This window comes from Lacisediminihabitans sp. H27-G8, from assembly GCF_046156175.1.
In the GTDB taxonomy this organism is placed as follows: Bacteria; Actinomycetota; Actinomycetes; order Actinomycetales; family Microbacteriaceae; genus Lacisediminihabitans.
Genome location: NZ_JAYLVL010000003.1, coordinates 316,992 through 339,905 on the forward strand (window position 1 = coordinate 316,992; position 22,914 = coordinate 339,905).

Annotated in this window: 23 protein-coding genes and 1 other RNA gene; 6 read left to right on the forward strand and 18 right to left on the reverse strand. The window is 67.3% G+C overall.

The annotated features are described in order from the left end of the window. Positions 1–15 precede the first annotated feature (15 nt). A complete protein-coding gene (locus tag VLI63_RS10815) occupies positions 16–1,920 on the forward strand; it encodes an alpha-amylase family glycosyl hydrolase (protein WP_409156867.1) in 1,905 nt (634 codons plus the stop codon). Between the two features lie 6 nt (positions 1,921–1,926). Here VLI63_RS10815 and VLI63_RS10820 read toward each other — a convergent pair whose 3' ends face one another. Beyond that, positions 1,927–2,613, reverse strand: coding sequence for a hypothetical protein (locus tag VLI63_RS10820; RefSeq protein ID WP_409156868.1), 687 nt, complete (start codon positions 2,611–2,613; stop codon positions 1,927–1,929). A 23-nt stretch (positions 2,614–2,636) separates the two neighbouring features. Further along, positions 2,637–3,011, reverse strand: a transfer-messenger RNA (tmRNA) gene (gene ssrA, locus VLI63_RS10825). A 178-nt stretch (positions 3,012–3,189) separates the two neighbouring features. On the opposite strand from ssrA, the gene VLI63_RS10830 reads away from it, so the two are divergent. Continuing rightward, entirely contained in the window at positions 3,190–3,858 is a 669-nt protein-coding gene (locus tag VLI63_RS10830) for an SIMPL domain-containing protein (protein WP_409156869.1), read from the forward strand. 47 nt (positions 3,859–3,905) lie between these two features. On the opposite strand, the gene smpB is transcribed toward VLI63_RS10830, so the two are convergent. From smpB to ftsE, 3 genes are all read right to left on the reverse strand, one after another. Then, positions 3,906–4,382 (reverse strand): SsrA-binding protein SmpB, encoded by a 477-nt coding sequence (smpB, locus tag VLI63_RS10835; RefSeq protein WP_185203085.1) that lies wholly within the window; start codon positions 4,380–4,382, stop codon positions 3,906–3,908. A 62-nt stretch (positions 4,383–4,444) separates the two neighbouring features. Then, complete coding sequence (gene ftsX, locus VLI63_RS10840; RefSeq protein WP_409156870.1) at positions 4,445–5,359, reverse strand: permease-like cell division protein FtsX; 915 nt, start codon at positions 5,357–5,359, stop codon at positions 4,445–4,447. Then, complete coding sequence (gene ftsE / locus VLI63_RS10845; RefSeq protein ID WP_409156871.1) at positions 5,356–6,126, reverse strand: cell division ATP-binding protein FtsE; 771 nt, start codon at positions 6,124–6,126, stop codon at positions 5,356–5,358. Before ftsE ends, ftsX begins: the two co-directional genes overlap by 4 nt. A gap of 157 nt (positions 6,127–6,283) precedes the next feature. On the opposite strand from ftsE, the gene VLI63_RS10850 reads away from it, so the two are divergent. Next, complete coding sequence (locus VLI63_RS10850) at positions 6,284–7,492, forward strand: Gfo/Idh/MocA family protein (protein ID WP_409156872.1); 1,209 nt, start codon at positions 6,284–6,286, stop codon at positions 7,490–7,492. A 105-nt stretch (positions 7,493–7,597) separates the two neighbouring features. Here VLI63_RS10850 and prfB read toward each other — a convergent pair whose 3' ends face one another. Further along, positions 7,598–8,707 (reverse strand): peptide chain release factor 2, encoded by a 1,110-nt coding sequence (prfB, locus tag VLI63_RS10855; RefSeq protein WP_409156873.1) that lies wholly within the window; start codon positions 8,705–8,707, stop codon positions 7,598–7,600. A gap of 60 nt (positions 8,708–8,767) precedes the next feature. Here prfB and VLI63_RS10860 point away from each other — a divergent pair, with 60 nt between their 5' ends. Next, positions 8,768–10,012 carry an MFS transporter gene (locus VLI63_RS10860; protein ID WP_409156874.1) on the forward strand — a complete coding sequence of 415 codons (1,245 nt, stop codon included), beginning with the start codon at positions 8,768–8,770 and terminating at the stop codon, positions 10,010–10,012. On the opposite strand, the gene VLI63_RS10865 is transcribed toward VLI63_RS10860, so the two are convergent. Both VLI63_RS10865 and VLI63_RS10870 read right to left on the reverse strand, forming a co-directional pair. Then, positions 9,988–10,623: a hypothetical protein gene (locus VLI63_RS10865; RefSeq protein ID WP_409156875.1), complete on the reverse strand. Its 636-nt coding sequence runs from the start codon at positions 10,621–10,623 to the stop codon at positions 9,988–9,990. The two genes, VLI63_RS10860 and VLI63_RS10865, sit on opposite strands and share 25 nt — an antisense overlap. Beyond that, complete coding sequence (locus VLI63_RS10870; protein WP_409156876.1) at positions 10,620–11,798, reverse strand: geranylgeranyl reductase family protein; 1,179 nt, start codon at positions 11,796–11,798, stop codon at positions 10,620–10,622. Before VLI63_RS10870 ends, VLI63_RS10865 begins: the two co-directional genes overlap by 4 nt. A gap of 59 nt (positions 11,799–11,857) precedes the next feature. Between VLI63_RS10870 and VLI63_RS10875 the strand changes: the two genes are divergently transcribed. Further along, a complete protein-coding gene (locus VLI63_RS10875; protein WP_409156877.1) occupies positions 11,858–12,610 on the forward strand; it encodes a LysE family translocator in 753 nt (250 codons plus the stop codon). Here the strand turns inward: VLI63_RS10875 and VLI63_RS10880 are convergent. From VLI63_RS10880 to VLI63_RS10915, 8 genes are all read right to left on the reverse strand, one after another. Then, a complete protein-coding gene (locus VLI63_RS10880; RefSeq protein ID WP_409156878.1) occupies positions 12,523–12,969 on the reverse strand; it encodes a pilus assembly protein TadG-related protein in 447 nt (148 codons plus the stop codon). The two genes, VLI63_RS10875 and VLI63_RS10880, sit on opposite strands and share 88 nt — an antisense overlap. Continuing rightward, a complete protein-coding gene (locus tag VLI63_RS10885) occupies positions 12,966–13,412 on the reverse strand; it encodes a hypothetical protein (protein WP_409156879.1) in 447 nt (148 codons plus the stop codon). The genes VLI63_RS10880 and VLI63_RS10885 overlap by 4 nt, the downstream gene beginning before the upstream one ends. A gap of 4 nt (positions 13,413–13,416) precedes the next feature. Beyond that, positions 13,417–13,815 carry a TadE/TadG family type IV pilus assembly protein gene (locus tag VLI63_RS10890; protein WP_409156880.1) on the reverse strand — a complete coding sequence of 133 codons (399 nt, stop codon included), beginning with the start codon at positions 13,813–13,815 and terminating at the stop codon, positions 13,417–13,419. 17 nt (positions 13,816–13,832) lie between these two features. After that, positions 13,833–14,009 (reverse strand): hypothetical protein, encoded by a 177-nt coding sequence (locus VLI63_RS10895; RefSeq protein WP_409156881.1) that lies wholly within the window; start codon positions 14,007–14,009, stop codon positions 13,833–13,835. Between the two features lie 31 nt (positions 14,010–14,040). After that, on the reverse strand, positions 14,041–14,988 hold the full coding sequence (locus VLI63_RS10900) for a type II secretion system F family protein (RefSeq protein WP_409156882.1): 948 nt from the start codon (positions 14,986–14,988) through the stop codon (positions 14,041–14,043). Next, positions 14,976–15,845, reverse strand: coding sequence for a type II secretion system F family protein (locus tag VLI63_RS10905; RefSeq protein WP_409156883.1), 870 nt, complete (start codon positions 15,843–15,845; stop codon positions 14,976–14,978). The genes VLI63_RS10900 and VLI63_RS10905 overlap by 13 nt, the downstream gene beginning before the upstream one ends. Continuing rightward, a complete protein-coding gene (locus VLI63_RS10910) occupies positions 15,842–17,083 on the reverse strand; it encodes a CpaF family protein (RefSeq protein ID WP_409156884.1) in 1,242 nt (413 codons plus the stop codon). The genes VLI63_RS10905 and VLI63_RS10910 overlap by 4 nt, the downstream gene beginning before the upstream one ends. An 80-nt stretch (positions 17,084–17,163) precedes the next feature. Then, a complete protein-coding gene (locus tag VLI63_RS10915; protein ID WP_409156885.1) occupies positions 17,164–18,570 on the reverse strand; it encodes an LLM class flavin-dependent oxidoreductase in 1,407 nt (468 codons plus the stop codon). Positions 18,571–18,720: 150 nt separating this feature from the next. Between VLI63_RS10915 and VLI63_RS10920 the strand changes: the two genes are divergently transcribed. Then, positions 18,721–19,485 carry a class I SAM-dependent methyltransferase gene (locus VLI63_RS10920; protein ID WP_409156886.1) on the forward strand — a complete coding sequence of 255 codons (765 nt, stop codon included), beginning with the start codon at positions 18,721–18,723 and terminating at the stop codon, positions 19,483–19,485. Between the two features lie 12 nt (positions 19,486–19,497). Here VLI63_RS10920 and VLI63_RS10925 read toward each other — a convergent pair whose 3' ends face one another. Together VLI63_RS10925 and VLI63_RS10930 are read right to left on the reverse strand one after the other, a co-directional pair. Further along, positions 19,498–21,561: an acyltransferase family protein gene (locus tag VLI63_RS10925; protein ID WP_409156887.1), complete on the reverse strand. Its 2,064-nt coding sequence runs from the start codon at positions 21,559–21,561 to the stop codon at positions 19,498–19,500. Next, a complete protein-coding gene (locus tag VLI63_RS10930; RefSeq protein WP_409156888.1) occupies positions 21,558–22,907 on the reverse strand; it encodes a DUF6716 putative glycosyltransferase in 1,350 nt (449 codons plus the stop codon). Before VLI63_RS10930 ends, VLI63_RS10925 begins: the two co-directional genes overlap by 4 nt. Between the last annotated feature and the right edge of the window lie 7 nt (positions 22,908–22,914).

The following is a 22,914-nucleotide window of genomic DNA, read 5'->3' on the forward strand; positions in this document are numbered from 1 at the left end:
CCTACACTTGCAGCCGTGCGCCCTATTGACGAGCGGACGGAAGCGACGCCGCTTCCCCTCCGCGACCGAGTCTCGGCCAGCCGCCGTGACACCACCACCGACGCGGACTGGGCGTCATTCGAAGAGCGATTCGACGCCGAGTCCCCCCGGCTCGGCGAACTCTTCCGCCGCATCTACGGTGACGGGGCCGAGGCAAGCGAGCAACTCGCCCTCCTCGCCATCGACTGTGCCCAGTCTTGGCAGCGTCGCCCCGCCGACCTCCGTGCCCTCGACTCCCGTCGCGCGACCCTGCCGGACTGGTACCAGTCGAACCGGATGCTCGGTGGCGTCTGCTACGTGGACCTCTACGCCGGCGATCTCACCGGCCTCCGCTCGCGCATCCCCTACTTCCGAGAGCTCGGGCTGACCTACCTGCACCTCATGCCCCTGTACCTCGCCCCGGAGGACAACTCGGATGGCGGCTACGCGGTGTCGAGCTATCGCGCCGTGAGCCCGAGCCTCGGCACCATGACGCAACTCGCCGAACTGGCCGCGGAACTGCGCGCCAACGGCATCTCGCTGGTGCTCGACTTCATCTTCAACCACACCTCCGACGAGCACGAGTGGGCCCGCAAAGCCCTCGCCGGCGACCCCGAGCACGAGGCGTTCTACTGGATCTACCCGGACCGCACGATGCCCGACGAATTCGAGCGCACCGTGCGGGAGATCTTCCCCGACGACCATTCCGGCTCCTTCGTTCCGCTGCCCGACGGTCGCTGGGTCTGGGCCACGTTCCACTCCTTCCAGTGGGACCTCAACTATCGCAATCCCGCAGTCTTCCGCGCGATGGCGGGCGAAATGCTCCATCTCGCCAACCTCGGGGTGGACGTGCTGCGCATGGACGCCGTCGCTTTCATCTGGAAACAGCTCGGAACGAGCAGCGAGAACCTTCCGGAGGCGCACCTGCTGATCCAGGCGTTCAATGCGGTGTGCCGCATCGCCGCGCCATCCGTGCTCTTCAAGTCGGAGGCCATCGTGCACCCCGACCAGGTCGCGGAATACATCTCGCTCGAGGAATGCCAGCTGAGCTACAACCCACTGCAGATGGCGCTCATCTGGAACTCGCTCGCCACCCGCGAGGTGGGCTTGCTCTCGCAGGCCCTCGAGCGTCGGCACGCGATCGTCCCGGGCACGGCCTGGGTCAACTATGTGAGAAGCCACGATGACATCGGCTGGACCTTCGCCGACGAGGATGCCGCGGAGCTCGGCATCGACGAGTCAGACCATCGCCGGTTCCTCAATTCGTTCTACGTGAATCGCTTCGAGGGCAGCTTCGCCCGCGGGGTGCCGTTCCAGGACAATCCCCGCACCGGTGACTGCCGCATCTCGGGCACGACCGCGTCACTGGCGGGGATGGAAGCACACGATGCCGGGGCGATCGATCGCATCCTGCTCGCCCACTCGATCATCCTGAGTACCGGCGGCATCCCGCTGCTCTATCTCGGTGACGAGGTGGGTCAGCTCAATGACTACGGCTATCTCGAGGTGCTGACGCACGCCGATGACAGTCGCTGGGTGGGTCGACCGCCCTACCCGGCATCCGCCTACGCGACCCGCGCAGACCCGACCACGGATGCCGGTCGCATCTACCAGGGGCTGCGCCAGTTGATCGAGGTGCGCGGCTACACCAGCGAGTTCGCGGGCGGACGACTGGTGCCCTTCGGTACCCATAACCCGCATGTGCTCGGCTACCAACGTCCTGGCCCCGACACCACCGTGCTCGTGCTCGCGAACTTCTCCGACGGCCCCGCAGAGGTCTCGGCCGAGACACTGTCCGGGATGCCGGAGCGCGCGATGGACCTAGTGACGGGTCACGTCGTGACGCTGTCGGGCGGGATCACTCTCGGTGCCCACCGGTTCCTCTGGTTGCGGCTGGGCTGAGCCGGCTCAGTGCGAATCGATCTCGCCGGCACTCCGCCGCAAGCGGGCGAGATCGATGGCGATGAAGGCTCGCAGACGCGTATCGCGTTCGAGTTCGTAGTCGGTATCCGGCTTCTGCATCGGTCCGTGGTCGAGCCGCGATTCGATCGCGGTGCCGAGTTCCGACCAGGCCTGGCTGCGGGCATCCTCCGTGACGCTCTCGACGAAGTCCCGATCATCCACCAGCCGCGCGAGCTCGTCAGACAGGGACGAGTACGCCAGGCCGCGGCGAGTGAGTTGACGGAAGTCCCGCGGGCCGTAGTCGTGCTCTTTCGAGGTCGTACCGCTGGCGCTGGTGAGGCTGTTTGCCAACTCGGTCATCCGCGCGGCATACCCGGCCTGCTCTGCGGAGAGGTTGGTCAATTCCAGCGCGACCCATGACGCGGTCTCCGCCGCATCGAAGCGGTGGTCATCGCGCAGGGCGCTCACGATGATGCGATTCTTGACATCCATGGTGAGGGCGGAGCGAGCGATCAGCAGCCCCTCTTCCACGGCCCGCTCGAGGGAGATCGGCTCTCCCGCGGGGATACGCACGTAGGGTCGGCTCAGCTTGGGAGGGCCCGGAACAGGGCGCTTCTCGCGCTTCCTGGCCATGCGTCGATGTCCCGCCTTCAGCGCCACGGATGCCACATTCGGCAGGTCTGTTACGACCATTCAACAACGCGCGACAGCCGCAAGGGTGGAGATGGGGGGAATTGAACCCCCGTCCACTGCTGTGGTCATATGCCTTCTACGGGTGTATCCAGTGAAAGCGTTCTGCTCGGCTCCGGAATTTGCCACTGGCATCCAATCCGACGAGCCCAGTCCCAGTTCAAGTCCCGCGGCGCCCTGAGACGCAACACCGCAGCAATCTCCCTAAATTACGCCAGGATCCGGTTAGAGAGCATCCCCAGACTGACGGACTTCATTAGTGCTCTTGCTTAGGCAGCGAGAGCGAAGTCAGCGCGGTTAGATTTCGCACTTATTGTTTGCAGAGGTCGTTTACGAGATAACCCTGCATCCTCGACCCGCTTCTCACACTCACGCAGGCAATGTCGAAACCGATCATCCCCAGGTGCACCTTCCCGACGTGCAGGAAGAGTGAGCAGCTATCGCGCGCTGTTGAATTGTCACGGTCCGCAAGCGAACCACACTGCCTGTCGGCAGCCCTCAAGCATACGTCGGATGCCCGGGCAGAATCCACCGCCCGTGGAATGATGAGGGCACGACCGGACACCAATGGAGACGATCATGACCGACACCATCATCACCGTGCAGGGCAGATTCTCGTCGTTCTATCCGCCGGAACGGGCCACCGTGCAGCTCTCGGTCGGTTTCGAAGGGCCGATCCGCGAACCGGTGTTCGCCGAGACCGTCGCCGTGTCATCCACCGTACGTTCGCTGCTGGCGCAGCAGCATGCCCCCGCCACCGGTCCGATCACGTGGTGGTCGAGCGACAGCATCCAGGTCTGGAGCACCAGACCCTGGAGCCACGACGGCGCACAACTGCCACCCGTCTTCCACTCGCGGATCGGATTCAGCGTCAAGTTCAATGATTTCGCCGTGATGGCGGAGTGGATCGAGAAGGTGGCAGTTCTCGACGGCCTCACCGTCGGCGCGATCACCTGGGCTTTGACGGAGGGGCGCAAGACGGCGGTGATCGCGGAGGTGCGATCGCGGGCGGTGAAGGACGCTGTGGCGAAGGCCAGCGTCTACGCCCAGAGCATCGGGCTCGGCTCCGTGCGCGCTGTCGCGCTCGCCGATCCGGGCATGCTCGGCGACCAGGTGGGCGCCTCCGCGGGCGGAGCACCCCACCCGATGTCACGCATGATGGCCGCCGGCTCCGCGCCGGAGCTCTCGCTCACGCCGGAGGACATCGAGATCGATGCGGTCGTAGACGCGCGGTTCGTCGCCAGCTGAGGCACGCTGGCTCCGCCCCTCCCGCGACATGCGGGTGCAGAAAACCCTCAGTCGCCGAGGTTGCGGCGCGCGGACATGGCACGATCCGCCTCGCGATTGTCCTGGCGCTCTCGCAGCGCCTGGCGCTTGTCATACTCGCGCTTGCCCTTGGCGACGGCGATCTCGACCTTTGCGCGTCCGTCGCTGAAGTAGATCTTCAGCGGGACAAGGGTGTAGCCGCCCTCTTTGGTCTTGTTGTGGATCTTGAGGATCTGCGCCTTGTGCAGGAGGAGTTTGCGCTTGCGGCGGGGGGGATGGTTGTTCCAGGTGCCCTGGTTGTATTCGGGAATGTGCACGGCATCGAGCCAGGCTTCGCCGTACTCGACGAAGGCGTAGCCGTCGACGAGGGACGCCCGACCCTCACGCAACGACTTCACCTCGGTACCGGTGAGAACCAGTCCCGCCTCATAGGTGTCTTCGATCGTGTAGTCGTGGCGCGCTTTGCGATTGGTGGCCACAACCTTCTGGCCACGTTCCTTCGGCACGATTCACTCCTGGATTGATTGCGCCCAGACCATCCGCGCGCAGCCCTCCACTCTAACGGGGTCTAGACCTTCAGGTAGCGGCTGATCGCGAAACTCGCGGATGCCGCGGCGAGCACAGCTCCGACCACGAGGAGGATCGGCACGACGATGTATGCCTCCGACAGACCGATGAACGGGGTGTCGAGGGACTGCGTGCCGAGGTATCCCTGCACGAAGAACCGCACGATCGAGACGACCGCGAGGCTCGCGAGCACCGATCCGATGAGCGCGGCGATCACCCCTTCCAGGATGAACGGGGTCTGGATGAACCGGTTCGAGGCGCCCACCAGGCGCATGATCCCCAACTCCCGCCGCCTCGAGAATGCCGAGAGTCGGATCGTGGTGGCGATGAGGAGCACAGCGGCCACGAGCATGAGCACGGCGATGCTCACCGCCGTGAGACTCGCGGCGTTGAGCGCAGCAAAGATCGGATCGAGGTACTTGCGTTGGTCAACTACCTGCTCGACGCCGGCGAGGCTCGCAACGCTCTCCCGGATCACATCGGCTTTCGACGGGTCCTTGAGATTGATCGAGAAGGTCTCAGAGAGAAAGGCCGGTGTGATGAAGTCGGCACCGGTGGTGTCTTTGAAGTAGGTCTTGTAGTTCTTGTAGACCTGGTCGTGGTTCTCGAAGGTGACCGATTTGATCAGCCCGGCCAGCGCGGGCGACTTGAGCTGCGACTCGACATCCGCCTTCTGGCTCTTCGTCGCCTCGACCAGGTTGCACTGGCCGGCCGTCGAGGAGTCGGTGCACATGTAGACCGAGACCTGCGCGCGGTCGTTCCAGTAACCCTTCATCTGCCCGATCTGGAACTGCAGCAGGATAGCGGCGCCCACGAAGGTGAGCGAGATGAAGGTGACGAGAATGACCGAGACGACCATGGAGATGTTGCGCCGCAGGCCGTTGCCGACCTCGGACATGATCAAGCCGAACCTCATCGCGAGACCTCCTCGGCCTGCCCGGCGATGCCGAGGTTGGAGCGGGAGACGGATGCCGGACCGAAGCCCTGCACGGGAATGGTCTGGGTCTGGTAGCCGCCCTGACGTTCATCACGCACGATCTGGCCGCTGACCAGTTCGATCACACGACGCTGCATCTGGTCGACGATCCCCGCGTCGTGGGTGGCCATGATCACTGTGGTGCCGCTCTGGCTGATGCGCTCGAGCAGGGTCATGATTCCGGCGGATGTGGAGGGGTCGAGGTTTCCCGTCGGCTCATCCGCCAGGAGGATCGCGGGCTTGTTCACGATGGCGCGCGCGATCGCGACGCGCTGCTGCTCACCGCCGGAGAGCTCGTGAGGCAGCCGGTTGGTCTTGCCGGCGAGGCCGACCATCTTCAGCACATCCGGAACCGCCTCCTGGATGAATCCGCGGGACTTGCCGATCACCTGGAGCGAGAAGGCCACGTTGTCGAACACGTTCTTCTGCGGGAGGAGTCGGAAATCTTGGAATACCACCCCGAGATTGCGCCGGAAATAGGGCACTTTGCGGCTGGTGAGTTGCCCGAGATTCTGCCCGAGCACATGGATCTGCCCCTTCGAGGGGTTCTCCTCCTTGAGCACGAGGCGCAGGAAGCTGGACTTGCCGCTGCCGGACGCTCCAACGAGGAACACGAATTCGCCGCGAAGGATCTCAAGCGTCACCGCATTGAGCGCCGGGCGCGCGTTCCCCTTGTAGAGCTTGGTTACCTGATCAAACCGAATCATGACCGTTTGACTCTAAGGAGCTACTCCCGAATCAGGAAGAGCGACAGGCCGGATGTCACGACTCTCAGAAAGCACCGACAGGGACTACTCGAGTAGATTTGATCGCGAAGTAAAGATTCGCGCAGCGAGGACGCTGCTCTTCCCAGAAAGGTTGCTCATGTCGATCTCCATTGGCGTCGTCGGCGCCGGCCAGTTCGCCGGCCAGTTCTCGAAGCTGTTCAAACTCCACCCACAGGTTTCGCGGGTTCTGGTGACGGACCTGCTCCCGGAGCGTGCATCGGAGCTGAACGAGGCCCAGGGGCTCGACGGCACCGTCACCGACTTCGCTGCGATGCTGGCCTCCGACGTGGATGCGATCGCCATCTTCACCCAGCGCTGGACCCACGGGGCGCTCGTGCTCGAAGCCCTCCGGGCGGGCAAGCACGTCTATTCGGCAGTGCCCATGGCGATCACCGAAGACGAGATCGCCGCGATCATCGACGCCGTGCGTGAAACCGGCCTCACCTACATGATGGGTGAGACCAGCTATTACAACCCGGCCACCGTGTACGCCCGGGAGAAGTTCGCCGAGGGGGCCTTCGGTCGGGTCTTCTACGCCGAGGGCGATTACGTGCACGACATGGATCTCGGATTCTATGCCGCCTACGAATACAGTGGCGGACCCGAGTGGAAGCGCACCGCGAGCTACCCTCCCATGCTCTACCCCACCCATTCCATCGGCGGAGTGCTCGGCGCGATCCCGACCCACGCGGTCAGCGTGAGTTGCATCGGGGTGACGGATGACCGCGGCGATGGGGTCTTCGACCGGGAGACCAGCATGTTCGACAACGACTTCTCGAACGCGACGGCGCTCTTCGAGTTGGACGGCGGAGGATCGATGCGCATCAACGAAATGCGACGGGTGGGTTACCCCTCGCACATCCGCGAATCCCGCTTCCGCTTCTTCGGCACCGAGGGTAGCTTCGAACAGCTCGCCGAGGTGTCGGTCTGGCAGAACAAGGAGGGCGTCGAAGACGTGACCGCGCTTCTCGCCACCGCCGAGACCATGGATGCGGATGACCCGGCACTGGCGCACGTCGCGCCGGAGCTGCGCGCCTCCTTCATCTCCGGCCATGCCCCGGTGCACGACGCCACGCGCCTGCCCGAGAGCTTCCTCGGCGCACCGGACGGGCACGAGGGCAGCCACCACTTCCTGGCCGACGACTTCGTCACCGCGGTCGTCGACGGAACGCTTCCTCCGGTGAACGCCTGGGTCGCCGCGCGGTTCACCCTTCCCGGCATCGTCGCGCACCAGTCCGCCTTGCAGGGTGGGGTCCGTCTTCCGATCGACGACTTCGGGGATGCTCCGGAGACGCTTCGGGGCTAGGTCTCGGTCGAGGTCTCGATACGGTCGCTGGGCGACCTACTCGACCACCAGGCAAGCGGGTGGTCGAGTAGCGAGCGCCAGCGAGCGTATCGAGACCGGGGCGAGTTATTCGCTCTGGTCGCGCTTACGCCACTTGATGCCGGCGTTGATGAAGCCGTCGAGGTCCCCGTCGAAGACCGCCGTCGGGTTGTTGACCTCGTAGTCCGTGCGCAGGTCCTTCACCATCTGGTACGGCGCCAGCACGTAACTGCGCATCTGGTCGCCCCAACTCGCGGTGATCACACCGGCGAGCTCCTTCTTCTGGGCGGCCTCGCGCTCCCGTTCGATGAGAAGCAGCCGGGATTGCAGCACCCGCATGGCGGCAGCCCGGTTCTGGATCTGGCTCTTCTCGTTCTGCATCGACACCACGGTGCCGGTGGGGATGTGGGTGATGCGCACGGCAGAGTCCGTGGTGTTCACCGACTGGCCGCCGGGGCCGCTCGAGCGGAAGACATCCACGCGGATGTCGCCCTCGGGCACCTCGATCACGTCGGTGGTCTCGATCAGCGGAATCACCTCGACCGCAGCGAAGCTGGTCTGCCGCTTGCCCGCGGAGTTGAACGGACTCATGCGGACGAGACGATGCGTGCCGGCCTCGACGCTCATCGTGCCGAAGGCGTAGGGCGCGTCGACCTCGATGGTCGTCGACTTGATTCCGGCCTCTTCGGCGTAGCTCGTGTCGAGCACCTTCGCCGGGTAGTTGTGCTGCTCTGCCCAGCGGAGGTACATGCGCATCAGCATTTCGGCGAAGTCCGAAGCATCCACTCCCCCGGCGCCGGCCCGGATGGTGAGCACGGCGGCGCGCGAGTCGAACTCGCCGTTGAGCAGAGTCTGCACTTCCAGCTCACCGAGCAGCTTCTGGATGCTGGAGAGTTCGGCCTCTGCATCGGCCGCAGCCGACGCATCCTCTTCCTCATTGGCGAGCTCGACCATGATCTCGAGATCATCGAGCCGGCTCTGGATGCTCACGATCTTTGCGAGCTCTGCCTGGCGGTGACTGAGGTCGGAGGTGATCTTCTGGGCCTTGTCGGTGTCGTCCCAGAGGTCGGGCACACCGGCCTGCTCGCTCAGGTCCGCGATCTCACGCTGGAGTTTCTCCACGCCGACGACGGCGCGGATGTCCGCGAAGGTCGAGCGGAGTGCGGCGATCTGTTCAGAAAAATCGAGCTCGTCCATATCGCCGTCAAGACTACCGGGTGCGGGCCTTCGCCCCCTGAGCGGGTAGCCTCGAAGGCGATGAGCAGCAGCGAGCCGGACTTCAGTTTCCGCTCGATCGCGTTGCCGGCCATCCTGCCGACGCTGCTGTTCTCGGTGGGCGAGGGCGCCATCATCCCGGTCATCCCGCAGGTGGCCGACAACCTCGGAGCATCGCTCGCGGTCGCCGGAGTCATCGCCTCGATGATCCTGCTCGGCGAGCTCTTCGGCGACATTCCGAGCGGGTGGATCGTCAGCCGCATCGGCGAACGCACCGCCATGATCTACGCGGCACTCCTCTCCATCGTCGGGCTGGTGACCGCCCTCGCGGCACCCAACCCCTGGATCCTCGGCCTCGGCATCTTCGCCATCGGCCTCTCCACCGCCGTCTTCGCACTGGCCCGCCACGCGTTCATGACCAGCTTCGTGCCGCGTGCCTTTCGCGCCAGGGCGCTGTCGACTCTCGGCGGTACCTTCCGTCTCGGCTATTTCATCGGCCCCTTCGTGGCGGCGGCGGTGATCCATCTCTCCGGCTCGACCCAGTCGGTCTTCTGGGTGCACATCGTGTGCTGTGTGGCGGCAGCGGCCTCACTGCTTCTGCTGCGTGATCCGGTCGAGTCGATCGCCGAACGCAGATCGCAGACATCCGAGCGAGCGGGAACGGTGTTCGTCGCCGCGGAATCGGTGGGTCTGTTCCGCACGATCTGGGCCTCCCGGGCCGTGCTGTCGGGGCTCGGAACCGGAGCGGCCCTTGTCGGGGCGATGCGGGCGAGCCGCCAGGTGATCCTGCCCCTCTGGGCGGTGAGCATCGGGATCCCGGATGCCCAGACGGCCCTGATCATCGGTGCGGCCGGGGCTCTCGACTTCGGCCTCTTCTATGTGAGTGGCCAGATCATGGACCGTTTCGGTCGGTTGTGGAGCGCCCTGCCTTCGATGATCGGACTCGGCGTCGGACACCTCGCGCTCGCGGTCACGCATGACCTCGCCACTGCCGTGCCGTGGTTCATCGCCTCCGCCCTCTTCATGTCGATCGCGAACGGGCTCGGAAGCGGCATCCTCATGACCCTGGGAGCCGACCTCGCGGACCAGAGGAATCCGGCACCGTTCCTCGGAGCGTGGCGATTCACCGGGGATGCCGGAAGCGCGGTCTCGCCCCTCGCGCTCTCGGCGCTCACCGCCGCTGTCTCGATCTCCTTCGCCAGCGGTGTCCTGGGGATCGTCGGCCTCGTCGGGGCGGGCGTGCTGCTGCGCTACGTGCCGCGTTACGCCCCGCGTCGCCCACGCTGAGCAGCGCTGTCGGTGAGCCTGCCCCGCCGACTGCGACCGATCACGACCAGCGCGATCACCGGAGCGAGCAGGATCTCGAGCGCGACGAGCGACCCGAACGAGGCGATCGTGACCGCGACCGCGGCGTTGATCGCACCGAAGACGAGGGTGCCGACCAGCGCGGCCTGCCTGCTCGTGCGGGCGAAGGCGATGGCGCAGAAGTCGAGGGGAACGAGCAAGAGCAGATTCCACGGCGAGAGCGGCAGGGTGCCGCCGATGAAACAGAACACGCTGGCCACGACCAACAGGAAGGTCCAGATGATCGTCGCGCCGCTGCGACGCGGCACATAACGCGGGGCGGGAACCGAGGTGTACACGAGCGACTCGGTGATGCGCGGAGCCGACGCGGATCCGGCGGCTCCCACCCGCTCCGCCGCCAGCCGCAGCAGCAGGTTGCGCGCCTCGGTGACCCGGATGAACTCGGCGGCCGCCGCGCGCGATTCGGCGGCAGAGGCACCCGTGAATCGGTCGGGGTGCGACATCCGCGCCCGTTGCTTGAATGCCCGCTCGATCTCCGGCGGCAGCGCCTCCGCGCTCACGCCGAGCAGCTGGGCAGCTTCGGCCGAGGTCACGAGCCGAACACCCGGAGAGCGCGACTCAGGAGAGGGCGGGAAAGGATGCCGCCGAGCGTCTTGGTGCCGTCGCAGACGGCGAGGAAGAGCCTCATGCCCGTGCCGGTATAGGCGAGTGCGAGGTGCACGAGACGGGGATGCCTCTCGAAGAACCGTAGAAGGCGCTCGCCGGCCCGGATGTCCGGATCGAGCTGCTCGCGGATCCTCTCGGTGTACTCGTGCAGTGCCCGGTCGCGGCCGTGAGCGGCGGCCGCGGCGGCCTCCCCTGCCCAGCATCCGGACCGGAGCGCGTAGGACAGGCCCTCGCGGGTCCACGGGTCGAGCAGGCCGGCGGCATCACCCGCCACGAGCACGGAGCCGCGCCGCAGCGGTGAATCCGAGGCTCTCCACTGGGTGAGATGACCGCTCGACCGCTCGGTCTCGAGGCCGTCGAGACCGACGGTGTGCAGCCAGGCGTCGAGGTAGTCGCGAGTCTGTTGCGGTTCGCCCCTGGCCTGGATGACACCGACCGTGAGCACCTTCTCCTTGGGGAACACCCACGCGTAGCTGCCGGCAGCGGCGCCCCAGTCGAAGGCGATCACGCCGTCATAGTCCGGCGACTGTGGTGTTCTCGTGAGCTCCAGCTCGAGCGCGAGATCGGTGCCGCGATTCCGCACCCCCACGTAGCGACCGATCCGGCCGCTCGTTCCATCGGCTCCCACCACGACGCGGGCGCGAATCAGGGCACCGTCCGTCGTCACGGTGACGAGGCCATCCGCCTCCTCCACCGCCTTGACGACCACCGCATCGCGAAACGTCACTCCCCCGGCGACGGCTGCCTTCACGAGCGCGTCATCGAATCTCTCGCGCTGCACGAGGGCGAGAAACGGCAGGCCGCGGCGATAGGACTTCTGCGCCCCGCCACGAAGGGAGAACCGCACCTCGCTCACCCGCTGCTCGACCATCGGCAGCACCGAGGGCGGCAGGTGGGCGAGGGAGATGCCGATGAGCCCCCCACCGCAGGTCTTGTAGCGGGGAAACCGCGCGCGATCGACCAGCAGAACGGATGCCCCGCCCTCGGCCGCGACCCGGGCCGCGGACGACCCCGCGGGGCCGGCTCCGACCACGAGCACATCCCAGATGACGTCGGGCGAAGCATCGTCATCACGCGTTGCGCGAGCGCCGGCATCCTCCATAAATCCCGACAGTACCCCAGCTGCAACCCGGTCGAGCGCGTCGCCCCTAAGCTCTCAGCATGATCCCCGCTGGCAACGTTCTCACCTTCGCGCTCGCCGCTCTCGGCCTGATGCTGATCCCGGGTCCGAGCGTGCTGTTCGTGATCGGCCGGTCGCTCGCGCTCGGCAGGATCGGTGGACTCCTCAGCGTGGCCGGCAACGCCGCGGGAGCACTCGTGATCGCCGCCGCCGTCGCCCTCGGGGTCGGGGTGATCGTGGAGCAATCGATCGTGCTGTTCACCGCCATCAAGATCGTCGGAGCGCTCTACCTCGTCTTCCTCGGCATCCAGGCGATCCGTCACCGCAACGATGTGCACGCCGAGACCACAGAGCCCCGCCGACCGCGCAGCGCCCGACGGATGCTCGCGGAGGGCTTCGTCGTGGGAGTCTCCAACCCCAAGACCATCGTCTTCCTCGTCGCCGTGCTTCCGCAGTTCGTGGACTACGCGCTCGGAGGCATCCCTCTGCAGCTCGCGACCCTCGGGGCGGTCTTCGTGGCGATCGCCCTGGTCAGCGACAGCGTGTGGGCACTCGTCGCTGGCTCGGTGCGGCAGTGGTTCGCTCGGTCGCCGAGACGCATCGGAAGGCTGGGCGCCGCCGGTGGGGTCATGATGATCGGGCTCGGCGCGGCGGTGCTGTTCGGGGGTCCAGCGCGGAATAGCGCCCTGCTGGGGCTGGACCGGGATCAGCCGAACACCGACCGTGCCACCGCGGTCACCTCGAGGCGGATGCCCTCGGGCAGCAGCAGCGACACCACCGGAGGGCGCCAGTAGGCGGAGAGCTCCACGGTGGCACTGCGGCCGTCCGTGGTGCCGGCCGATTCCAGGCGCAACGCCTCGAGACGATCGTGGGGCACGGTGTCGAGGTAGTCCGTAACGGCAGACCGTACCTGCGCGGAACTCAGGCTCGGGCGTGGGGCGCCAGCGGTGACCGACACGTCGTCGAGGGCGAAGGCCTCCGCGCCGACGAGGGCCGCGCCATCCGCCACCGTGAAGAGGCGTTTGCGCTCGAGGTAGAGGGAGGTCGCGGCGACGACGAGCAGGATCAGCACCAGCGAGAGGAACCCGTAGAAGATGGTGAGCGGCAGGAGCGATCCCTCCTCCCCCTTCAACCGCTCCAGTGGTGCTCTCACGGCGCACCCCAGAACCGGGAGACCCGTTCGGTCGCGGTCGACCGGAGCGGCACCGCCGCAGGGCCACCAGCCGAGAGGACGGACGGCACGAGCGGAAGACCAACGGAGACCTCGACCGAGATCGTGACTGCGGCCCGGCGCCGGAGGCACTCGGAGGCCTGGGGTGAGCAGGAGATCGAGACGCTCGCGGTCGAGGAATCGATGCCGTAGTCGGCGAGCGCGAATCGGATCGCCCGATCGGCCTCGGCTTCGGCACTGTGGGTATCGGGTGCTTGCACATAGACCCGCACCGCCTGGCGAGCGGCCCCCTCCACGGCGAGGGATGCGGCCTGCAGGGCGGACATCGTCAGCACGAGGTAGACCAGGGGCAGCAACAGGATCAGGCCGGCCGTGACGAACTCGAGGGAGGCCGTGCCCTCCTCAGCACGTATCGCATCACCCATCGCACTATGGAATCGTCTCCACAGCCGCATGACCGCTCACCTCCAGCCCACCATCGAGGCCGAACAGGCCGATGAGCGGCAGGGGCGCGCGCACGGTGACGATCGCCGCCGAATGTCCGAGATAGCGTCCATAGCCGGCCGTCACGTCGGTCGCATAGCCGGGCCCGATGGCCGAGGAGATCAGGTCCCGGGATCGCGCGGCCCCCTCCCCGAGCGAGCTGTCGGCGAGGGCGGCGAACCTGGCGCCCTCGGATGCCGCGTCGAGCACCGTGTTGCGGATGTGCAGCGCCAGCGCGAGCTGCATCACCGAGAGGGTGAGCACCGTGAGCAGCGCACCCACCATCACGAATTCGGCGACGGCCGAACCGGCCTCGTTGCGCGCGAGGGATCGCAGGCGGTACACGGTGACGGCTCCGCGAGTCAGAAGCCGGTGACGCGCTGGATGGCCTGCTGGAACACCGCACTGAGCGCCGGGCCGGCAAGACCCCAGATGATGATCACGAGGCCGGCGGTCATCAGCGTGATGAGGACCCAGCCCGGCACATCGCCCCGCTCATCCCCCAATGCGCCTTGGAATCGTTCGCGGAGCCTGTTCATGATGGATGGTCCTTTCGTGAGGTGATCGCTGTCAGAGCCCGAATTGCAGCACGAAGATGCCCGGATAGATCGCGAAGACGATGGTCACCGGCAGGATGAGGAACACCAGCGGCACCAACATTGCGACTTCTTTCCTGCCCGCGACCTCGAGGAGCTCCCGCTTGGCATCGTCGCGTGCATCCTGGGCCTGGGCGCGCAGCACCTCGGCGAGCGGGGTGCCTCGCTCCAGGGCGCCGGTCACCTGGTCGACGCAGCGGGTGAGAGCGGGCAAGCGGATGCCGGAGGCGAGAGCGTCGAGCGACTCGGCGAGGGGCACCCCGGTGTTGACGACTGTGACGACGGCCGCGAGCTCGGCTGCAAGCTCGCCGCGGCTGACCCTGCCGACCCGCCGAAGGGCATCGAGGATGCCCTCGCCCGCCGAGAGGCTGAGGGTGAGGAATTCCAACACCGTCGGAAGCTCGGCGGTGATCCGCGCAAGGCGCTTCACGGCCGCCCGGTGCAGCATCCGGTCGCAGAGCACGATGCCGGATATCGCTGAGATGACCACGATGGCGCCGACCAGGGCTGGGGCGATCGGGCGCACGCGAGCGAACGCCAGGGGCGCGACCAGTCCGAGAAGCGCGGCGCCGATGCCCCACGCCAACTGGCGGGATCGAAAGGCCTCCACAGTGAGGGGCGACGATGATTGCCGCAAGCGCAGCTCGATGGTGGCTCCTCCGCCGAGCGCAGAGCCGAGCAGGGTTCGGAGCCGTTCGAATGCCGGGCCGAACAGCGCTCCGACGACCGGGAGCGGGTCGACGGTGCGGCGGCCGAGAAGCTCGCGGGCACCAGCCGAAACGTCGACGACGTAGGGCGCGACCCTGGCGGTGAGCCGCGGTCGGCTCAATCGGGGCACGAGACTGGCGAGCGACCAGAGCCCGAGCCCCAGCCCGAGTCCGCAGAGCACCGCCCACCCGGAGAGTGCGTCTAGGCGAACCATCGGCGCTCCTCCGGGAAACGGCCGAGAGCGAGCATCAGGCGGTACGCGATCACCGTCACGAAGAGGCCCCCGACGATCAGCAGCGCTCCCCCGGCGGTGTTGTAGGCAGCGGCGGCCTCGGGCCGGGTGGCAAGCAACACGAGGATGACCCACGGTGCCGCGACCCCGAGCCGGGCGGCATTCACCACCCACGACTGGCGTGCCTCCACCTCGGAGCGGATGGCTGCCTCCTGTCGCAGATAGGACGACAGGTTGCGCAGCACTGTCGTCAGCTCGCTCCCCCCGACCTCGCGCGACATCCGAAGCGTCTCGAGGATTCGGTCGGCCACCGGGTCAGCAAGCCGGTCCTTGAGCGCATCGAGGCTCAGGCCGAAATTCCCGGTGGCCCGATAGTCCCGTGCGAACTCCGAGAACGCGTCTCTGGTCGGCGCCGGCCCGGTGTGAGCGAGGGTCACGACGCTGTCCGGCAGCGCGAGTCCCGAGCGCACCGCCGAGACGAGATGGTCGACGATGTCGGGCCAGAGCACCCTGGCCGCCCGCCGGCGCGAACGGACCCGCCACTGGATCATCGCGAGCGGGAGAGCGAGGGCGCCAGCCCCGGCGATCAACGAGATCGCCATGACCGGAACGAGGGCGAAGCTGAGAGCCGCAATCGCAAGGCCGCCGACCACGGAAACCACGCCGACCGCCGTGAGCGACACCGACGGCAAGCCGGCCCGGGCGAGTCTCTGGCGCAGGAATCCGCCTGCGCTTCGCGACCGCGCACGCGCCCCTCCCGTCGCCGGCCAGGCGAAGGAAGAGACGATGAGCACCACCCCCAGGCCCAGCACCAAGCCGAGCACCACGGTGAGAGTCATGCCGCCACCCCCGCCAGAATCGACGCAAGGTCGAATCCGGCCGCGTCGAATTTGCCGCTGCGGCTCGGATAGCTTCCGGTGGCGGTGAGCACCCCGCGCTGCAGGGCGAAGATGAGGCTGGCCTCCACGATCGTGCCGCCGGTGACGACGCCACTCGGCGCGAGGATCTCGGTGATCCGTCGCTGGCCGTTACGGGCGAGTTCGCAGTGCACCACCATGTCGACGGATGCGGCGACCGTCGGCACCACGAAAGAGGAGTCGATGTTGCGCCCGGCCAACAGCGGCAGGGTGCAGAGCTTGGCGAGGGCATCCCGTGCGCTGTTGGCGTGGATCGAACACATGCCGGGGAGCCCGCTGTTGAGGGCGATGAGGAGGTCGAGCGACTCGGCCTCGCGCACCTCGCCGACGACGAGCCGGTCGGGGCGCATCCGCAAGGCCTCCTTGATGAGTCGGCGCAGGGTGATCTCGCCGGTGCCCTCGAGGCTCGGTTGGCGGCACTGCATGCCGACGACATCCCGCGCCGCGAGGTCGAGTTCGAAGGTCTCCTCGACGGTGACGATGCGCTCGCCGGTGCGTGCCCCGGAAAGCAACGCGTTCAACAGGGTGGTCTTGCCGCTCTGCGTCGCGCCGGAGACCAGGATGTTCTGCCCGGAGAGCACACACAGGCGCAGGAATTCCGCCGCCTGGTGGCTGAGCGAGCCGAGGGCGACGAGCCGCTGCAGATCACGGATGCGCTGGGTGAACTTGCGGATATTGACGGCCCAGTGACGCCGGGTCACGTCCGGGATCACCACATGCAGCCGCGATCCGTCGGGCAACGAGGCGTCGACGAAGGGCGAGGAGAGGTCGACCCGCCGGCCCGTGGACTGCAGCATCCGCTCCACGAGGTCACGCACCTCGGTGTCCGAGAGCAGCACACTGGTGAGCTCCGGCACCCCGTTGCGGGCGATGAAGACCTTCGAGGGGCCGTTGATCCAGATCTCCTCTATCTCCGGATCGTCGAAGAACGGCTGCAGCACTCCGAAGCCGGTGATCGAGGCCACGATCTCGCGCGCGGCCTGGTGCTCGTCGTGCAACATCGGCAGGGAACCGCCGAGCGCCCGTTCGCTGTAGCGCCGCACCTCCTCTCGCACGTATCTGTCGACCAGCGCGCCCTGCCGGTCTCCCCCGAGATCCACTCCGTCGCGCCGCACGCGCTCTCGCACCTGTTCCGTGATGAGGGCGACGGCCGTGGACATCCCCACATCATCGATCGGCGGAGCGAACCCGCGGGGAGGTTATCCACAGGCGACTGAGCGCGGCGCGCCCAGCCGGGCTCTCAGCGAAGCGACGTCGACCCGGTGCCGCCGATCCGGAACGACGCTCCCTTGTGCTCGACCGGCAGCCGGTCACCCCGGCCGTGCAGCTTCTGGCGCAGGGATCCTGGGACGTAGGCCTCCGGGTATGCCCCTCGTTCACGCAGCACCGGGATGACGTGCTCCACGATGTCCTCGAAGGTTCCGGGGGTGATCGCGTAGGCGAGGTTGAAGCCGTCGACGTCGGTCTCCTCGACCCACTCCTGCAGCTGGTCGGCGATCTGCTCGCCCGAGCCCACGATGAACGGCCCCAGTCCACCGATGGCTCCGAGCCGGCCGATGTCGCTGACCGTGAACTCCTCGCCGTTCTCGGCGGATTCGGCGTAGTTGGCGATCACCGATTGGATGGCGTTGCTCTTGACATTGCCCACGGGCTCGTCGAGCTCGTATTGCGACAGGTCGATGCCCATCCACCCGGACATGAACACGAGGGCTCCCTCATCACTCGCATACTGAAGGAAGTCCTCGTGCTTCGCCTTCGCCTTCTGCTCGGTGGAGTCGGTGATGATCGTGAGCAGGGTATAGATCTTTGCGGAGTAGCGGTCCCGGCCGGCGGCTTCGAGCGCGTCGCGGATCTTCGCGACGGAGGTCTTGAGCACGGCTTTGGTGGGAGCGGCGACGAAGATGGCTTCGGCATTGCCCGCGGCGAACTGGATGCCCCGGCCCGAGGCCCCCGCCTGGTAGATCACCGGCGTGCGCTGCGTCGACGGCTCGGAGAGGTGGATGCCCGGCACCGTGAAGTTCTTGCCACTGTGTCGGATCTCGTGCACCTTCGACGGGTCGGTGAACACACCGGTCTCACGGTTACGCTGCACCGCGTCATCCTCCCAGGAGCCCTCCCAGAGCTTGTACAGCACTTCGAGGTATTCGTCGGCGACGTCATAGCGGTCGTCGTGCTCGAGCTGGTCGTCATGGCCCATGTTGCGCGCGGCGCTCGGCAGGTAGCCGGTGACCACGTTCCACCCCACCCGACCCTTGGTGAGGTGGTCGAGGGTCGACATGCGGCGGGCGAAGGGATAGGGGTGCTCGTAGGAGGTGCCGGCGGTGATGCCGAACCCGAGGTTCTCCGTCACGTGCGCCATCGCCGAGACGAGGAGAACCGGGTCGTTCACCGGCACCTGTGCGCCGTGTCGGATCGCCGCCTCGTTGGAACCGCCGTACACGTCGTACGTGCCGAGCACATCGGCGATGAAGACGCCGTCGAAGGTGCCTCGCTCGAGGAGTTTGGCGAGTTCGGTCCAGTAGTCGAGGTCTTTGTACCGCCACGCCTGATCGTCGGGGTGACGCCACATTCCCGAGGACTGGTGAGCGACGCAGTTCATGTCGAAGGCGTTGAAACGGATCTGGCGGGGCGAGGTCTGGTTGGGCATCCGGCCATGCTGCACGGTTCACTCAGGCACGGGCAAGCGAGTCGGACGCATGGCGACACAGTCGGAAATCTGCCGTAGTGAAGTTATGGGTAACCCTCACGCTGTGCCGCACCTGCCCCGCTGGGGTGGCCGCGGGAGTAGCGTTCCCCCATGAGTTTCGATGTCTCGGCGGCCGCCTACGGCCGATTCATGGGCCAGTACTCCGAGCCGCTCGCCCCGCTCTTCGCCGACTGGTCGCAGCTGCAGCCGGGCCACCGCGCCCTCGACGTGGGCTGCGGCACCGGCGCGCTCACCGAGCAACTGGCGCGGCGCCTCGGCGCGGGGGCCGTCGCCGCGGTCGACCCGTCGCCCTCCTTCGTGGAGGCGACGACGCGGCGCGTTCCGGGGCTCGATGTCCGACTCGCCGGAGCGGAGCAGCTGCCGTTCGGAGACGGGGAGTTCGATGTGGCCCTCGCCCAACTTGTGGTGCACTTCATGACGGATCCCGTGGCTGGGCTGCGCGAGATGGCTCGCGTCACGCGGCCCGGCGGTCTCGTCACGGCCTGCGTCTGGGACCACGCGGGCGATCGCGGCCCGCTCGCCACCTTTTGGAGAGCCGTTCACGACCTCGACCCCGAGGCTCCCGGCGAAGCCGCCCTGGCCGGCACGCGAGAGGGTCACCTCGCGGAGCTCTTCGGCATCGCCGGCCTGCACGACGTCGAATCGTCGACCCTCACCGTGACCCGGCGCTTCGCATCCTTCGACGAGTGGTGGCAGCCGTACACCCTGGGCGTCGGGCCTGCCGGAGCATATGTCAGCGGACTGACGGAGGAGGGCCGCGAAGCGCTCAGGCTCCGGTGCGCGAAGTCCGTTCCGACCGCCCCATTCGAGGTGTCGGCGATGGCGTGGTGTGCGCGGGGCGTCGTACCGGCGTGAACGGCATGCCGGTCATCGGATCGACAGGTAGGGAGCCAGCGCGGCATCGAGAGCCGGAGCCAGAAGGCGGCTGAAGGTCGCGGTCATGTGATGCTCGTCGGAATAGACCAGCGTCGAGCCGATGATGGGCGCGCAGGTCGTCGGCGAACAGAAGTAGTTCGAGAGATCGACGAACCCGCTGCCCGTGCGGGCAGCGACGGTGCTCTGCGCCGAGCTGATGGCGGTGCTGAAGGCGGCCTCCCGAGGGGTGCTGCACTTCGAGGCGTCAGCGAGGTGCGCCGACAGACAGTCGGGCGGCGAGGCGGGGAACTGTGGAGTATCGGCGATCGTGATGACGCGGGAGGCGGCGGGCAGCCGCTCCATCGTGCTCGTGGCGGCGCGTTCCCAATCCGCTTGCACGGCTCCGTCGTTGCTGGGCGAGGTCGGTCCCAGATGATTCGTCAGCACAATGACATCCGGCTTCTCGGAGGAGAGCCGGGCCACAACATTCTTCCGCCATTGTGTGCACGAGCGGTTCGCCGGGTCATCCCACAGGTCGTCCCTCTCTTCGGAGCGGCACCCCGACTTCGTATAGGTCTCGAGGCGGATGCCCCTCGTGCGGGCCACCTCGTCGAGAGCTGAGGCCCATCGCCCGGCGTGGGAATCGCCGAACAGCACCATGACGACGGGCGAGCCGCGTGCGCCGAAGGTGCAGCGCAGTGGAGCCGACTCTGCCAGCGTCTGCTGGCATCCGCGTTCGTAGAGTGCACCGGTGTCGGCCGCGGAACCGGCGAGCGTGGGGGCGAGGTCCCTCGGAACGAAGTCCGTGGCGGCCGGCGGAGCGGTGATGACTGTTGGTCCGGCCGTGCGGTTCGAATGCAGCGGATTGCTCTCGACCAGCGGCACCGTTGCGAGGAGTGCGACCGCGATCACGGTCGGAATCGCTACCGCCAGCAGCGGGGTCGATCGGGCCGAGCTGCCCCGTGCGAGCCGCAGCGGCGACTCGACTCCCGCGTACAGGACGGCTGCGAGCGGCACCGCCGCGAGGGCGAGCGCGACGCCGAGCCACACGGGAAGGGGGGTGGCGAGGCCAAGGCGCTCGTGCACGACGACGAGCAGAGGCCAGTGGACGAGGTAGAGGGAAAAGGAGATGCGGCCGAGGTACTGCAGCGGAGGAATGGCTAGCAGCCGATCCACGGACTGGCCGGCTGCGGCTCCCGCCGATCCCGCGAGAATGACCACAGCGGTGCCGAGGACGGGCACGAGAGTAGCGACCCCGGGATACGCGGTCTCGGTGCCCAGGAGGAGCGCACCGCCGATCGTCGCGGCGAGGCCGATCCAGCTGCCCGCCGCGGCGAGGACCGCGGCGGTCCCCGGAGCGAGCCAGCTGGCGAGTCGTCGGGCGAGGGGCACGAGAAGCACGACCACCCCTCCGACGGCGAGCTCCCACGCCCGCGTCGGAAGAGAGAAGAACGCGACCGGCTGCGCGACGTCGGAAAGGAGAAGGCAGACGGAGAAGGAGAGCGCAGCGAGCACGGCGACCGCGACCCCGAGCATCCGCTTCGAGCGTCGGACCAACAGGAACAGCCCGAGCAGCAGAAGCGGCCAGAACAGGTAGAACTGCTCCTCGACCCCGAGGGACCAGTAGTGCTGGAAGGGGGACGGCGCGCTGCCAGAGAGATAGTCGGTCTGATCGATCGCGAAGCGCACATTAGGCACCCACAGGGCGGTCGCCGCAGCATCTTTCAGGATTTCGGGCAGTCGGAGCGGTGGCACGAGAGCGAGGCAGGCCACGACGGTGAGCACGAGCACCGCGAGCGCGGCGGGAAGGATGCGCCGGGCTCGGCGCACATAGAACCGGCCGAGCCGGATGCGTCCGTGCCTCTCGAGCTCGGTGAGGAGGTGGCCCGTGATGAGGTAGCCGGAGATCACGAAGAATACGTCCACGCCGATGAATCCGCCACCGAGACCGGGCACGCCGGCGTGGCCGAGCACCACGAGCGCCACCGCGACGGCACGAAGGCCCTGGATGTCGCTGCGAAAGCCGGTCGAGACCGTGGGACTCGGACGCGTGCCGAGCGCGGTGACCGCCGTCATTGCTCCCCGACGGTCTCCGCATTCGCAAGCCGAGCGCGAGCGCGACGACGGCGCACGCCGCGAATGACCATGAGTGCGTACCGCACCGGAGTGCCCAGCGCGAGGGCGACCATGCCGCTCCACGACCGGTCGAACCGGCCGAGGGCGCGCTTGCGGTCCCAGGCCCGGCGAAGCACTCCCCCGAAGGCGCCGTGCCGCAGCGGTTTGAGGGGGAAGTCCCCGGTCGCGCGAATGGCGACCAGCTCGTCGACCCGGCGCAGCCAGTCGTTCTTGTCTGCACCGTGGAAATAGTTGTCGTCGAGCCAGGCCGCCTCGGGGTGCCGGAATCGCCCTTCCACCAGATCGCCGCAGTTGCCGAGGAGCCCACTGCCTTCGAAGACGGTGTTGATGAGCTCGGCGCTCACTCCGAAATCGTTGACGATGATCACCGGGATGGAGAGGGCGATCGCTTCGATCGCAGCCGTCGAGCTCACCGTGACCAGCCCGGCCGCGCCGGCGAGGTGGTCGGACATGGCGCCACCGGCCACCACGAGGTTGTGCGGTGCGCGCGGCTGGAGCTCGTCCATGAGGTCGGCGTAGTCGTAGCGTTCCGCGTGCGTCTGCTGCTCGCCGCGAGCGGCGCGCACCTTGACGACGACACGCAGATACGGGTGGCGCCGCGCCGACTCGGCCAGCCAGCCCAGCAGGGCCAGCCGATCCGCCTTCTCGGCCGGCACCTTCGCCTGCGTTGCGAAGATCACCTCGCCGTTCTGGTTGCGGCCCTGGGTCTTCTGCGGCAGAGCCTGTCGCGGCAGGAACGGCAGCGTGGCGAGCCCGAAGGGCATGTCGATGCCCATTCGTTCGGCCAGAGCCTCGAACTCGCGAACCTCACGGCGGGAATGCAGCACGAAGAAGTCGACCTGGGCGCGGTGCGAGATAGCCCTCTTGGTCGCCGGAATGGAGATGCCGGGCAGCCCGCTCACGATCACGGGGCGCACGTCCGAGGCACCGACGATCGCGCGCACCACCACCTTGACGAGAGGTCCGCGCACCGACAGGAGCACGACATCCGGCTTGAGCGTGGCGATGCGAACAGCGAGGGCTGAGAGGTCGAGGATCGGCGGCGCGTCGATCGACTCCGAGGTACCGTTGAGCGCCGCGGCGAGCTGTTCACCGCTCGGCATGACCGGGCTCGCGAGCACGATCAGCGAACGCTGCCAGTCGTCCGGCACCTGACCGAGCAGCGTGGCGCCCCACTTGACGTAGGAGTCGGAGTCCGCGATGGCGAGGACGGTGACTCCTGCCGTCGACACAGGCTCCGCTGCCTGTTCGGCGGCACCGGATAGTTCAGAGTGGGTGATCGTCATGCCCGGA

Bases quoted from the DNA above. Each gene is read 5' to 3' on its own strand.
- VLI63_RS10820 (WP_409156868.1), bottom strand. From the start codon at position 2,613: ATGGTCGTAACAGACCTGCCGAATGTGGCATCCGTGGCGCTGAAGGCG.
- VLI63_RS10830 (WP_409156869.1), top strand. From the start codon at position 3,190: ATGACCGACACCATCATCACCGTGCAGGGCAGATTCTCGTCGTTCTAT.
- ftsX (WP_409156870.1), bottom strand. From the start codon at position 5,359: ATGAGGTTCGGCTTGATCATGTCCGAGGTCGGCAACGGCCTGCGGCGC.
- ftsE (WP_409156871.1), bottom strand. From the start codon at position 6,126: ATGATTCGGTTTGATCAGGTAACCAAGCTCTACAAGGGGAACGCGCGC.
- VLI63_RS10850 (WP_409156872.1), top strand. From the start codon at position 6,284: ATGTCGATCTCCATTGGCGTCGTCGGCGCCGGCCAGTTCGCCGGCCAG.
- prfB (WP_409156873.1), bottom strand. From the start codon at position 8,707: ATGGACGAGCTCGATTTTTCTGAACAGATCGCCGCACTCCGCTCGACC.
- VLI63_RS10860 (WP_409156874.1), top strand. From the start codon at position 8,768: ATGAGCAGCAGCGAGCCGGACTTCAGTTTCCGCTCGATCGCGTTGCCG.
- VLI63_RS10870 (WP_409156876.1), bottom strand. From the start codon at position 11,798: ATGGAGGATGCCGGCGCTCGCGCAACGCGTGATGACGATGCTTCGCCC.
- VLI63_RS10875 (WP_409156877.1), top strand. From the start codon at position 11,858: ATGATCCCCGCTGGCAACGTTCTCACCTTCGCGCTCGCCGCTCTCGGC.
- VLI63_RS10885 (WP_409156879.1), bottom strand. From the start codon at position 13,412: ATGGGTGATGCGATACGTGCTGAGGAGGGCACGGCCTCCCTCGAGTTC.
- VLI63_RS10895 (WP_409156881.1), bottom strand. From the start codon at position 14,009: ATGAACAGGCTCCGCGAACGATTCCAAGGCGCATTGGGGGATGAGCGG.
- VLI63_RS10900 (WP_409156882.1), bottom strand. From the start codon at position 14,988: ATGGTTCGCCTAGACGCACTCTCCGGGTGGGCGGTGCTCTGCGGACTC.
- VLI63_RS10905 (WP_409156883.1), bottom strand. From the start codon at position 15,845: ATGACTCTCACCGTGGTGCTCGGCTTGGTGCTGGGCCTGGGGGTGGTG.
- VLI63_RS10910 (WP_409156884.1), bottom strand. From the start codon at position 17,083: ATGTCCACGGCCGTCGCCCTCATCACGGAACAGGTGCGAGAGCGCGTG.
- VLI63_RS10915 (WP_409156885.1), bottom strand. From the start codon at position 18,570: ATGCCCAACCAGACCTCGCCCCGCCAGATCCGTTTCAACGCCTTCGAC.
- VLI63_RS10920 (WP_409156886.1), top strand. From the start codon at position 18,721: ATGAGTTTCGATGTCTCGGCGGCCGCCTACGGCCGATTCATGGGCCAG.
- VLI63_RS10925 (WP_409156887.1), bottom strand. From the start codon at position 21,561: ATGACGGCGGTCACCGCGCTCGGCACGCGTCCGAGTCCCACGGTCTCG.
- VLI63_RS10930 (WP_409156888.1), bottom strand. From the start codon at position 22,907: ATGACGATCACCCACTCTGAACTATCCGGTGCCGCCGAACAGGCAGCG.